13 protein-coding genes are annotated in these 12015 nt (G+C 75.0%); 11 read left to right on the forward strand and 2 right to left on the reverse strand.

Annotated features, from left to right (window positions below):
* Window positions 1-21 precede the first annotated feature (21 nt).
* Window positions 22-1050, reverse strand: a complete 1029-nt coding sequence (locus FGW37_RS18220; RefSeq protein ID WP_179082012.1) for an SAM-dependent methyltransferase — start codon at window positions 1048-1050, stop codon at window positions 22-24.
* Between the two features lie 121 nt (window positions 1051-1171).
* Here FGW37_RS18220 and FGW37_RS18225 point away from each other — a divergent pair, with 121 nt between their 5' ends.
* Together FGW37_RS18225 and FGW37_RS18230 are read left to right on the forward strand one after the other, a co-directional pair.
* Entirely contained in the window at window positions 1172-2377 is a 1206-nt protein-coding gene (locus FGW37_RS18225) for a sensor histidine kinase (protein WP_179082013.1), read from the forward strand.
* Between the two features lie 64 nt (window positions 2378-2441).
* Window positions 2442-3122 (forward strand): response regulator transcription factor, encoded by a 681-nt coding sequence (locus tag FGW37_RS18230; protein ID WP_179082014.1) that lies wholly within the window; start codon window positions 2442-2444, stop codon window positions 3120-3122.
* Between the two features lie 37 nt (window positions 3123-3159).
* Here the strand turns inward: FGW37_RS18230 and FGW37_RS18235 are convergent, their stop codons facing one another.
* On the reverse strand, window positions 3160-4236 hold the full coding sequence (locus FGW37_RS18235) for a DUF5937 family protein (RefSeq protein WP_179082015.1): 1077 nt from the start codon (window positions 4234-4236) through the stop codon (window positions 3160-3162).
* 99 nt (window positions 4237-4335) lie between these two features.
* Between FGW37_RS18235 and FGW37_RS18240 the strand changes: the two genes are divergently transcribed.
* The 9 genes from FGW37_RS18240 to FGW37_RS18280 all read left to right on the forward strand — a co-directional run bounded on the left by FGW37_RS18240 (window position 4336) and on the right by FGW37_RS18280 (window position 12002).
* The gene (locus FGW37_RS18240; protein WP_179082016.1) at window positions 4336-4674 is read left to right on the forward strand and encodes a hypothetical protein; all 339 of its coding nucleotides are present in this window, start codon (window positions 4336-4338) and stop codon (window positions 4672-4674) included.
* Between the two features lie 187 nt (window positions 4675-4861).
* Window positions 4862-5782 (forward strand): Rossmann-like and DUF2520 domain-containing protein, encoded by a 921-nt coding sequence (locus tag FGW37_RS18245; protein ID WP_179082017.1) that lies wholly within the window; start codon window positions 4862-4864, stop codon window positions 5780-5782.
* Window positions 5779-6645: a pantoate--beta-alanine ligase gene (gene panC, locus FGW37_RS18250; RefSeq protein WP_179082018.1), complete on the forward strand. Its 867-nt coding sequence runs from the start codon at window positions 5779-5781 to the stop codon at window positions 6643-6645. Before FGW37_RS18245 ends, panC begins: the two co-directional genes overlap by 4 nt.
* Window positions 6642-8354, forward strand: a complete 1713-nt coding sequence (locus FGW37_RS18255) for an L-aspartate oxidase (RefSeq protein ID WP_179082019.1) — start codon at window positions 6642-6644, stop codon at window positions 8352-8354. Before panC ends, FGW37_RS18255 begins: the two co-directional genes overlap by 4 nt.
* Complete coding sequence (nadC, locus tag FGW37_RS18260) at window positions 8351-9394, forward strand: carboxylating nicotinate-nucleotide diphosphorylase (protein ID WP_058045632.1); 1044 nt, start codon at window positions 8351-8353, stop codon at window positions 9392-9394. Before FGW37_RS18255 ends, nadC begins: the two co-directional genes overlap by 4 nt.
* Window positions 9394-10191: a type III pantothenate kinase gene (locus tag FGW37_RS18265; RefSeq protein ID WP_179082020.1), complete on the forward strand. Its 798-nt coding sequence runs from the start codon at window positions 9394-9396 to the stop codon at window positions 10189-10191. The genes nadC and FGW37_RS18265 overlap by 1 nt, the downstream gene beginning before the upstream one ends.
* Window positions 10192-10273: 82 nt before the next feature.
* On the forward strand, window positions 10274-10912 hold the full coding sequence (locus FGW37_RS18270) for a hypothetical protein (RefSeq protein ID WP_179082021.1): 639 nt from the start codon (window positions 10274-10276) through the stop codon (window positions 10910-10912).
* Between the two features lie 104 nt (window positions 10913-11016).
* Window positions 11017-11745 (forward strand): hypothetical protein, encoded by a 729-nt coding sequence (locus tag FGW37_RS18275; RefSeq protein WP_179082022.1) that lies wholly within the window; start codon window positions 11017-11019, stop codon window positions 11743-11745.
* Window positions 11746-11822: 77 nt separating this feature from the next.
* Window positions 11823-12002 carry a hypothetical protein gene (locus tag FGW37_RS18280; RefSeq protein ID WP_179082023.1) on the forward strand — a complete coding sequence of 60 codons (180 nt, stop codon included), beginning with the start codon at window positions 11823-11825 and terminating at the stop codon, window positions 12000-12002.
* Window positions 12003-12015 lie beyond the last annotated feature (13 nt).

Genomic DNA, 12015 nt, shown 5'->3' on the forward strand with positions numbered 1-12015 from the left:
GGGGTCATGGGGACAAGTCTGTCAGCCTTCCGGGCCGGCCCCGTCCGGGGCACGGTCCGGAAGGCCCGGGAGCAGGCCCCGGCAGGCCTCGCCGACGGGCTGCACCAGCCAGCCGAAGGCGCCCAGGCCCGCCGGGGAGGTGAGCTCGGCCGCCTCGCCCGCCCGCCCCAGCGCCCGGACGTAGGCGGCCGGGTCGCTCGAGGCGAGCGACAGCGGCGGGCGGCCGCCGTCCACGCCGAGGGCGTGCAGCGCCTCGCGCTGGGTCAGCACGGTGCTGCCGGGGCCCGCGCAGGCGTCCATGGCGACGTGGGCGGTGATGTCGCACGAGCCGTCCGGCACCGGCCGCACTTCGCGGCCCTCGCGGAAGCCGGCCAGGGTGCCGAAGGGCGGCCGGCCGGCCCGCTCGTGGGCGTAGTCGACGGCCACGGCGAGGCCGCCGCGCAGGCTGCCCACGGCCCGCGCCCAGGCGGCGTCGCGCGGGTGCCCGATCTCGGCGCGGGTGCCGGGGGGCGCGCCGTCGACGGGCCACCAGCGGGCGAGCCACGCGGCGTCCCCGCCCGCGACCGGGTCGCCGAGCATCTCCTCGCCGTCCTCCTGGACGAGCACCTGGCGCGCGACGCCTTCGGCGTCCGTCTCGGCGACGTCCACGGGCACGTTGTCGAGCCACTCGTTGGCGAACAGCAGGCCCTCGGTGCCGTCCGGGATGTCACTCACCCAGGTGATGCGCGGGTCCAGGCCGTCCGGGCGGGCGGCCCGCTCGACGGCGACCGGCCGCAGCCGCGCCGTCACCTTCTCCGGCAGCCGGGCGAGGACGCCGGTGAGCAGTTCGCCGCGGCCGGCGCCGACGTCCGTGAACGTCAGCTCCGCCGGGTGCCCGAGCGCCTCGTCGACCCGGCGCAGCAGCTCGGCGACGGCCCCGGCGTACAGCGGGGAGGCGTGCACGGAGGTTCGGAAGTGCCCGGCGGGGCCCTCGGGGCGCCGGTAGAAGCCGCCGGGACCGTAGAGCGCGGCCTCGGTCGCAGCGCGCCATGTCATCGTTCCGCTTGCCATACGCACACGCTATGCGCCCTTCGCGGACACGCCGCCTCCACCTTGCGGAGTAGAAGGAGCGTCACCGGATCGATCGCCGGGCTGACCCCGGCACGTACCCGGCGTGCCTACGCTGGGTGACGTGCACCGCCTCTACGACTTTCTCCGCAGGCACCCGACGGGTGTGGACAGCTTCTGGGCTGTACTGCTGCTCGGGTTCAGCCTGCTGGCCGCCGCTGAAGAACACGGCATGTCGGCGACTCAGACGGCCGTGGACGTCGTCACGGTGCTGACCCTCAGCCTGGTGATCGCCCTGCGCCGCCGCGCTCCCATTCCCATGCTGTTCCTGGCGATCGCGAGCGGCCTCGCGCAGGTCGTGGCCGACGTCCAGGGCTCGTTCGCCGACATCGCGATGCTCGCGATCGTCTACACCGTCGCCTCCGGCCACGTCCGCTGGGCGTCGAGAGTGGCCCTGGCCGGCGGGCTGGCCGCACCGGTGCTCTTCCTGATCCGGTGGCCGGTCGTCGGCCGCGGGATCGGCGGCACGCTCATCGCCCTGGCCTTCCTCACCGCCCCCTTCGTCCTCGCCTGGGTGCTCGGCGACTCCATGCGCACCCGCCGCGCGTACTGGGCCCAGCTGGAAGAGCGCGCCGCCCGCCTGGAGAAGGACCGCGAGCAGCAGGCGCGGATGGCCGTGACGGCCGAGCGGGCGCGCATCGCCCGCGAGCTGCACGACGTCGTCGCGCACAACGTCTCGGTGATGGTCGTCCAGGCCGACGGCGCCGCGTACGTCCTCGACGCCTCGCCCGAGCAGGCCAAGCAGGCCCTGGAGACGATCTCCGGCACGGGCCGCCAGGCGCTGGCCGAGATGCGCCGCCTGCTGGGCGTCCTGCGCACCGAGGAGGGCACCACCGAGGGCGGGGACTACGTGCCGCAGCCGGACGTGGAGCAGATCGGCGACCTGGTCGAGCAGGTGCGCGACGCGGGCCTGCCCGTGGAGTACGAGATCGAGGGCGCGCCGCGCGCGCTGCCCAGCGGCGTGGAGCTGACCGCCTACCGCATCGTGCAGGAAGCCCTGACCAACACCCGCAAGCACGGCGGCCCGGAGGCCGGTGCGAGCGTCCGCCTGACCTACTTCGACGACGGGCTCGGCCTGCTCGTCGAGGACGACGGCCGGGGCGCGCAGCACGAGCTGTACGAGGCGGGCGGCGCCGACGGCATGGGCCACGGCCTGATCGGGATGCGCGAGCGCGTCGGCATGGTCGGGGGCACGCTGGACGCGGGCCCGCGGCCGGGCGGCGGGTTCCGGATCAGCGTGCTGCTGCCGGTGAAGCCGGGCGGTCGCTGACCATGGTGTTTGCTGGTGCCGGACGTTTTGCCGCCGTACTCCGACCGAGGGAAGGGACATCTGCATGTCCATCCGGGTGATGCTCGTCGACGACCAGGTACTCCTGCGTACCGGCTTCCGCATGGTGCTGGCCGCCCAGCCCGACATGGAGGTCGTCGCCGAGGCCGGGGACGGCGCGGAGGCGCTGGAGGTGCTGGCCGGCACCGAGGTGGACGTCGTCCTGATGGACGTCCGCATGCCCCGGCTCGACGGCGTGGAGGCGACGCGCCGGATCTGCGCCCAGCAGGATCCGCCGAAGGTGCTCATCCTGACCACCTTCGACCTGGACGAGTACGCGTTCTCGGCGCTCAAGGTCGGCGCGAGCGGCTTCATGCTCAAGGACGTGCCGCCGGCCGAGCTGCTCGGGGCGATCCGGGCCGTGCACAGCGGTGACGCGGTGGTCGCGCCCAGCACCACCCGCCGCCTGCTGGATCGTTTCACCCCGATGCTGCCGAGCACGACGAAGGAGCAGGCCGGCACGGAGCTGGGGCGCCTGACCGAGCGGGAGCGCGAGGTCATGCTGCTGGTGGCGCAGGGCCTGTCCAACGGTGAGATCGCGGCGCGGCTCGTGCTCTCGGAGGCCACGGTCAAGACGCACGTCGGACGCATCCTGACCAAGCTGGGGCTGCGCGACCGGGTGCAGGTGGTGGTGCTGGCCTACGAGAGCGGTCTCGTCCGGGCCGGGGGCGGGACGCCGCAGAAGTAGCGCCCGGCGGGCCCTGCCCCTACCTCAGGACGGTCTCCTACCTCAGGACCGTTTCCAGGAAGTCGCTTCCCAGGCGGGCCACCACCGGCAGGTCCAGCTGGTGCAGGACGTAGCGGCCGCGGCGGCGCGTGGCCAGCAGGCCCGCCTTCTTCATCACGGCTATGTGCCGGGACACCTCGGGCGCCGTCAGACCGAAGACGGCGGCCAGCTCGCTGGTGGTGTGCGGGCCGCGGGCCAGCGTGCGGCACAGCCGCATCCGGACGGGGTGCGCGAGCGCCTCCATCCGGTGCTGCACCAGCTGCAGGGCCGTGCCCTTGGGGAGCTCGGGTGCGGCCACGGGGTACTGCACCATCGGCTGCCAGCCGGGCCGGTTCAGCACGATGAGGTGCGGCCACCCGAACGCGGTCGGTATGAACGTCAGGCCGTCCGCGTAGGCCGTCGCCCGGCCGTTCTGCAGCTTGTCGAAGACGATCCGCGTGCCGCCCGCGCCGAGGGAGACGGCCGTGGAGACCGCGGCCATGGCCTCGGCGAGCCCCTTGCGCCGCAGCAGATCCGCCTTGTGCCGGGCGTCCGTGGCGAGCTGGACCCGTACGCGCTGCCAGTTGTCGGCGAAGAAGGCCTCCTCGCAGTCCTCCAGGAGCCTGCGCAGCCAGGCGCGCAGCGCGGGCGGGTTCTCCAGCATGCGGTCGGTGAACTGCGCCTGCCGCGGGCCCCGGGCGGCGGACAGCTCGCGCACCCGCATTCGCTGCTCGGCGTCGACCAGCGGGGAGGGCACGGGCCGCTCGGAGCTGCAGGTGACCTCGAAGGCCGCGGCCACGAACTTCTCGTCGTCCATGCGGTCGAGGTCGTCGAGCTCTTCGGCGAGCGTGGCCCGGGGTGCGGCGGGCAGCAGCAGGTCGGAGCGGGCCGAGCGCCACAGGAAGTCGGCCTCGGTCAGCCGGTCGGCGAGGTCGGGCCGGAGCCCGGAGGCGGTCGCCGTGGCCCAGCCGTGCAGCCCGGGGTGGTGGCCGGGCTCCGCCAGGACGTGCAGCATCGCACCGAGCTCCGCCAGCGGCGACGGGTTGAAAAGGATGCGCTCGTGCGGCAGCCCGGCGATGTCGATCTCCACGGTCATGCGCTCATCGTGCCCTTCCCCCCGGGGGTCCGGCCGTCACTTGACGGCTCTCGTCAATTGAAGCGGCAGGGGCGCGTCCACCGGCGCACCGTGGATCACATGAACGCAGCTCAGCAGCACATGCTCGACCTCTACCGCGCCGCCCAGCACGGGGAGCCGGCCCCGCCCGCCCCGGGCGCCGGGGACGTGGAGGCCTACCGCGCCTTCCGCACCTGGCGCGCCTTCCGGGCGGTCGTCGACGAGCGGGTGGCCGCCCGCCGCGCCCGCCGGGCGGCGCTGTTCCGCTTCCTCCGCCCCGCCGCCCGCCTCCGCCCGGCAGCGGTCCTGCAGTCGGCCGTCCTGCCGTCGGCCGTCCGCCCGGCAGCCGTCCGGCCGTCTCCGGTGCAGGACGCCGACCGCCGCGTCCCGGACGCCTGCGGCCGCCCGGCCGAGTGCTGACGCGCTCCCGGCCCGCCGGACGCCCGGCCGATCACTCGGGACGCCCGGACGCGTGGCCGGGTTCTTCACACGGCCGGCGTTATCCACAGGGCTGGGGACGGCCGGGGACCGCCCCCCGCGCCTCACGTAGCATGACGAAGGAATCGTCCGGTACCCGCCGCGGACTGGAACGGAAGGCCATCGCCGCGTGAACGCACATACCCGTCCGGAGCACCCGAGCCCCCAGGACCGACCCGCCCGGCTCACCGTCGGCGTCGTCGGCACGGGCCGCGTCGGCCCGGCGCTCGCCGCCGCGCTCCGGCTCGCCGGGCACCGCCCGGTCGCCGCCTCCGGAGTCTCCGACGCCTCCGTGCGCCGGGCCGCCGCCCTGCTCCCGGAGGTCCCGCTCGTCACCCCCGCCGAGGTGCTCGCGCGCGCCGAGCTGGTCCTGCTCACCGTGCCCGACGACGCCCTGCCGGGCCTGGTCGCCGGGCTCGCCGAGACCGGCGCCGTCCGCCCGGGCCAGCTCATCGTGCACACCTCGGGCCGGCACGGCACCGCCGTGCTCGACCCCGCCCGCCGCGCCGGAGCCCTCCCGCTCGCCCTGCACCCCGCCATGACCTTCACCGGCACCCCGGTCGACGTCGACCGGCTCGCCGGCTGCTCCTTCGGCGTCACCGCCCCCGACGAGCTGCGGCTCGCCGCGGAGGCCCTGGTCATCGAGATGGGCGGCGAGCCCGAGTGGATAGCGGAAGAGGCCCGCCCGCTCTACCACGCGGCCCTCGCCCTCGGCGCGAACCACCTGGTCACCCTGGTCGCCCAGGCGATGGACCTGCTGCGGACCGCCGGCGTCGGGGCACCCGACCGCATGCTCGGCCCCCTCCTCGGCGCCGCGCTCGACAACGTCCTGCGCAGTGGCGACGCGGCCCTGACCGGCCCGGTGGCCCGCGGCGACGCCGGCACCGTCGCCGCGCACATCGCCGAGCTGCGCGCCCACGCACCCCAGGCCGTCCCCGGATATCTGGCGATGGCCCGTACGACCGCCGACCGCGCCCTCGCGGCCGGCCTGCTCAAGCCGGAACTGGCGGAGGACCTGCTCGGCGTCCTCGCGGACGGAGGCACCGCATGACCACCCAGCTCACCCGCGACGCCGAGGAGCTGAAGGCCCTCCCGCGCGCAGGCCGCCGCGCCGTCGTGATGACGATGGGCGCCTTGCACGAGGGCCACGCCACCCTCGTGCGCGAAGCGCGCCGGCTGGCCGGGCCGGACGGCCAGGTCGTCGTCACGGTCTTCGTCAACCCGCTGCAGTTCGGCGCGGGTGAGGATCTCGACCGCTACCCGCGCACCCTCGACGCCGACCTCGCCATCGCCGGCCGGGCGGGCGCCGACGCCGTCTTCGCCCCTTCCGTGGACGAGGTCTACCCCGGCGGGGAGCCCCAGGTCCGCATCACCGCCGGCCCCATGGGCGAGCGCCTGGAAGGCGCCAGCCGCCCCGGGCACTTCGACGGCGTGCTCACCGTCGTCGCCAAGCTCCTGCACCTGACCGCGCCGGACGTCGCGCTGTTCGGCCAGAAGGACGCTCAGCAGCTCGCCCTGATCCGCCGCATGGTCCGCGACCTCAACTTCCCCGTGGAGGTCGTCGGGGTGCCGACGGTCCGCGAGGGCGACCACCTCGCACTGTCGAGCCGCAACCGCTACCTCTCCGAGGCCGACCGGGCCACGGCGCTGGAGCTCTCCCGGGCCCTGCGCGCCGGCGCCGCGGCCGTGGACGGCGGCGCGGCCGCGGTCCGCAGCTCCGCCCGCGGCATCCTGGAAGCGGCGGCGAAGCTGGAGCCCCCGGTCCTCCTGGACTACCTGGCCCTGGTCGACCCCTCCGACTTCACCGAGGTCCCCGACGACTACGCGGGCGAAGCCGTCCTGGCCGTCGCCGCCAAGGTCGGCACCACCCGCCTGATCGACAACGTCCCCCTGCATCTCGGAGCCGAGCGATGACCGGTATACGCCTCCACGCACCCAAGCCCGGCTGGGCGGTCGACGCCGACGTGGTCGTCGTGGGCTCCGGCGTCGCCGGGCTCACCGTCGCCCTGCGCTGCGCCGCCGCCGGTGCGAAGGTCACCGTCGTCACCAAGGCCCTCCTGGACGACGGCTCCACCCGCTGGGCCCAGGGCGGCATAGCGGCCGCGCTCGGCGAGGGCGACACCCCCGAACAGCACCTGGACGACACGCTCGTGGCGGGCGTGGGCCTGTGCGACGACGAGGCCGTGCGCACCCTGGTCACCGAGGGCCCCGACGCGGTGCGCCGGCTCATCGCCACGGGCGCGCAGTTCGACACCGACGCCGAGTCCGGCGCCATCCTGCTCACCCGCGAGGGCGGCCACCACCGGCGCCGCATCGCCCACGCGGGCGGCGACGCCACCGGCGCCGAGATCTCCCGCGCCCTGGTCGAGGCCGTGCGGGCGGCGGGCATCGAGACCATCGAGCACGCCCTGGTCCTCGACCTCCTCAAGGACGCGGACGGCCGCGCCGCGGGCGTCACGCTGCACGTCATGGGCGAGGGTGAGCGCGACGGCGTGGGTGCCGTACGGGCCCGGGCCGTCGTCCTCGCCACCGGCGGCATGGGCCAGGTCTTCTCCGCCACCACGAACCCGGCCGTCTCCACCGGCGACGGCGTCGCCCTCGCCCTGCGCGCCGGGGCCGAGGTGTCCGACCTGGAGTTCGTCCAGTTCCACCCCACCGTGCTGTGGCTCGGCCCCGACGCCGAGGGCCAGCAGCCGCTGGTGTCGGAGGCCGTACGCGGCGAAGGCGCCCACCTCGTCGACGAGCACGGTCACCGCTTCATGGCCGGTGCGCACGAGCTCGCGGAGCTGGCCCCGCGCGACATCGTCGCCAAGGGCATCACGCGCCGCATGCAGGAGCTCGGCGCCGAGCACATGTACCTGGACGCCCGCCACTTCGGCGCCGAGATGTGGGAGCACCGCTTCCCCACGATCCTCGCCGCCTGCCGCGCGCACGGCATCGACCCGGTGACGGAGCCGATCCCGGTCGCGCCCGCCGCGCACTACGCCTCCGGCGGCGTCCGCACGGACCTGCTCGGCCGCTCGACCGTCCCCGGGCTCTACGCGTGCGGCGAGGTCGCCTGCACGGGCGTGCACGGCGCGAACCGCCTGGCGTCGAACTCCCTGCTGGAGGGCCTGGTCTTCGCGGAGCGCATCGCCGCCGACGTGACCGCCGGCCTCCGGAAGGCGGGCGCGCCGGGGGAGGCCCTCCCGCCGGAGGCCTCCGCCACCGGCACGGTGCTCGCCGGCCCGAAGGCCCGCTCGGAGATCCAGCGCATCATGACGGAGGGCGCCGGGGTCCTGCGGTCCAGGGAGAGCCTGGAGCGGGCGGCCGCGGAGCTGGCGCGCATCGACGAGGACGCCGCCGCCGCGCTGGAGGCGCCCGGTACGGAGAGCTGGGAGGCCACCAACCTCCTGCTCGTGGCCCGCGTCCTCGTCGCCGCCGCGCTCCGCCGCGAGGAGACCCGCGGCTGCCACTGGCGCGAGGACCGCCCCGACCGCGACGACACCGCCTGGCACCGGCATCTTTTGGTGACCCTGCGCCCGGACCGTACGCTCTCGGTCTCCACCACCGGGACGGCGGCCTTCCCGTCCGTCACGCCCGACCCGTCCACGACCGGCGCCGAACCGAGGAGCACCACGTGACCACCCCGAACGAACTCCCCCTCCACCAGATCGGCCAGGACATCCAGGTGAACCTCGAGACGGCCACCGGCGGCTGCGGTGACGGCTGTGGCTGCGGTGAGACGTTCGCGGAGGACGCGCTGGAGTGCGGGCTCGACCCCGACCTGGCCCGGCTGCTCGCCGAGGCCGGCCTCGACCCCCTGCAGATCGAGGACATCGCCCACCTCGCCATCGAGGAGGACCTCGACGGCGGCCAGGACGTCACCACCGTGGCGACCATCCCCGCCGACGCCGTCGCCACCGGCGACTTCACCGCCCGCGAGGACGGCACCGTCTCCGGCCTGCACATCGCCGAGGCGGTCCTCTCGGTCGTCTGCACCGAGGAGTTCGAGGTCGAGCGGCACGTCGAGGACGGCGACCGGGTGACCGCCGGCCAGAAGCTGCTCACCGTCCGCACCCGCACCCGTGACCTGCTCACCGCCGAGCGCAGCGCGCTCAACCTCCTGTGCCGCCTGTCCGGCATCGCCACCGCGACCCGCGAGTGGGCCGACCTGCTGGACGGCACCAAGGCCGCCGTCCGCGACACCCGCAAGACCACGGTCGGCCTGCGCGCCCTGGAGAAGTACGCGGTGCGCTGCGGCGGCGGCGTCAACCACCGCATGTCCCTGTCGGACGCGGCGCTCATCAAGGACAACCACGTGGTCGCGGCCGGCGGCGTGGCCGAGGCCTTCAGGGCCGTGCGGGAGGCCTTCCCGGGCCTGCCGGTCGAGGTCGAGGTCGACCGGATCGACCAGATCCCGCCCGTCCTCGCCGAGGGCGCCAACCTCATCCTGCTGGACAACTTCACCCCCGAGCAGACCCGCGAGGCCGTCGAACTCGTCGCGGGCCGGGCCCTGCTGGAGTCCTCCGGCCGGCTCACGCTCGTCAACGCCCACGCCTACGCCGAGACCGGCGTGGACTACCTGGCGGTCGGCTCGCTGATCCACTCGTCCCCGATCCTCGACATCGGCCTCGACCTGCGGGAGCGCGACGAGGACGATGCGCAGGAGGAAGCCGCCTGATGCTGCTCACCATCGATGTCGGCAACACCCACACGGTCCTCGGCCTGTTCGACGGCGAGGAGATCGTCGAGCACTGGCGGGTGTCGACCGACGCCCGCCGCACGGCCGACGAACTGGCGGTCCTGCTCCAGGGCCTGATGGGCATGCACCCGCTGCTGGGCGAGGAGCTGGGGGACGGCATCGACGGCATCGCCATCTGCTCCACGGTCCCCGCCGTCCTGCACGAGCTGCGGGAGGTCACCCGCCGTTATTACGGGGACGTGCCCGCGGTGCTGGTCGAGCCGGGCGTGAAGACCGGCGTGCCGATCCTGATGGACAACCCCAAGGAGGTCGGCGCCGACCGGATCGTCAACGCCGTCGCGGCCGTCGAGCTCTACGGCGGCCCGTGCATCGTCGTCGACTTCGGCACGGCCACCACCTTCGACGCGGTCAGCGCCCGCGGCGAGTACGCGGGCGGCGTGATCGCCCCGGGCATCGAGATCTCGGTGGAGGCGCTGGGCGTCAAGGGCGCGCAGCTGCGCAAGATCGAGCTGGCCCGCCCGCGCGGCGTCATCGGGAAGAACACGGTCGAGGCCATGCAGTCCGGCATCCTCTACGGCTTCGCCGGGCAGGTGGACGGCGTCGTCGAGCGGATGGCCCGCGAGCTCGCCGACGATCCGGACGACGTCACCGTCATCGCCACCGGCGGCCTGTCGCCCCTGGTCCTCGGCGAGGCGTCCGTCATCGACGAACACGAGCCGTGGCTCACACTGATCGGCCTGCGGCTGGTCTACGAGCGGAACGTCTCCCGCGCGTAGCACGCAACCAACCGTCCGTTTCAACTGTCCTGTCAGCTGCGGAACCTGATTCCGCATCCGACGGGCATGGGGCGTGTGGGCAATGAAGCGGACAATGCGGTGGGCGGTGGTCCCCGCCGCGACGCTGGCGGCCGGGCTGGGGCTGTGCGCCGGCCCGGCGCAGGCCGGAGCGGCGCTCCGCGCCGACTACCAGGCCATCGCCCATCCGGTCGTCGGGCAGGTCGGCGAGACCGTCGAGGTCGAGCTGGGGGTCAGGAACGGCGGGCCCGGCCCGGCCGGCGGGCGCCCCGGGCACGGCGCCAGCGCGTACGAGGTGACGCCGCCGCCCGGCACGACGATCGTCGCGGCCCCGCACAGCGGCGTCCGGCAGCCCTGCGTGGCGAAGCCGGGCCCGTCCGCCGAGCCCGGCTCGTACGTCTGTTCCATCGGGGAGGGCTTCACCGCCGGGGAGCGGGAGACGCTCGGCTTCCGGGTCCGCATCGACGAGAAGGTCGACGGCGCCGAGGGCCGGGTCCGGATCCTCGACCGCGACGGCGAGAGCGCCGCCGACCCGGACCCCGGCAACGACTCGGCGCCGATCCGCGTCGAGGTCGTGGACCGGGTGCCCCGGCCGCCCGCCGAACCGGCCACCAACAGCACCCTGCTGCTCGCCACCACCTCCGGCACCGCCGTCTCGGCAGGCGCCATCGCGCTCGGGGTCACCCGCCGCAGGCGGCGCTGACCCCCAGGGCGCCCTGCGGGTGCGTCCCGTGGGTGACCGGCCCGTGCCACGCCGTAAATATCCAGCTAGACGAAAATTGTCCGTTTAGCACTTAAAGTCGGCGCATGCCCACGCCCTATGGATCACGCGGCGGCATGGCGTTCAGCGCGGACGAACTGCGCGTGCTGCGCCGAGCCCTCGCCATCGCCCTCCACCCCCACGCCGTCCCCGGGCGCCCCGGCCCCGAGCGCGCCGCGGAGGTGCGCGACTGCCACCGGCTCGCCGCGGCCGTGGACGAGGCCGTGCTGGAGAGCGGAAGGCTGCGCGCCTTCCTCCTCGCCGACCTCGCCCGCTACCGCGCCGCCCTCCCCGGCGCCGCCTCCGGCTACGCCGAGCGCCTCCAGGACGCCCTCGCGGCGGGCTACCGGCCGCGCACGGAGGACCTCGACGCCCTCCGGGCCCTGTGCTCGACCCCTTCGGCCGGGCCCGCCACGGCCGGCTACCGGGCCCTGCTGCGCCGCTGCGAACTCGTCGCGGGCCCGGCCGGCCGGGCCGCGGCGGCCGACCGCGTGGCCTGCGCGGTGCCCGCCGCGCGCATCCGGCTGCGCCGCACTCCGCTGCTCGCCCTGCCCGGCGGCCTCCCGCCCGCCGCCGACGGTCCGGCGGGCCCCGGGCAGAAGCCGGGGCGCAAGCCGGAGGAGAAGCCCCCGGGCAAGCCCGGCACGGAGCCCGCCAAGCCGCCGAACGGGCCGCGCCCGGAGCGGCCCATCCCCACGCCCGGTGAGGTCTTCCCGCCCCGGCGCAAGCCCGCACCGCCCCCGGCGGGCGAGGCGCCGCACGCCCGACCCGCCTGAGCGGCCTTACGGAGCGCGCGTAATCTGGACGGGTCGCTCACATCCGCGCAAGCCAGACCCAGAAGGAGCCGACGGCCATGGACTATGTCGCCGCATTGGTGCCGCCCGTCGTGATGGCGATCGCCTTCACCGCCCTGGTCGTGACGATCATCAAGAGTCAGGGCGGCGCGAACAAGGGCAAGGAGGACGCCCTGGTCGACGCGGCCCTGGCCCGGGCCGAGGCCGCCCAGCAGGCCGGCAAGGGCAGCGCCGCCTGACGCCTGTCTCCCC

The organism is Streptomyces rectiverticillatus (genome assembly GCF_013394065.1).
GTDB lineage: Bacteria > Actinomycetota > Actinomycetes > Streptomycetales > Streptomycetaceae > Streptomyces > Streptomyces rectiverticillatus.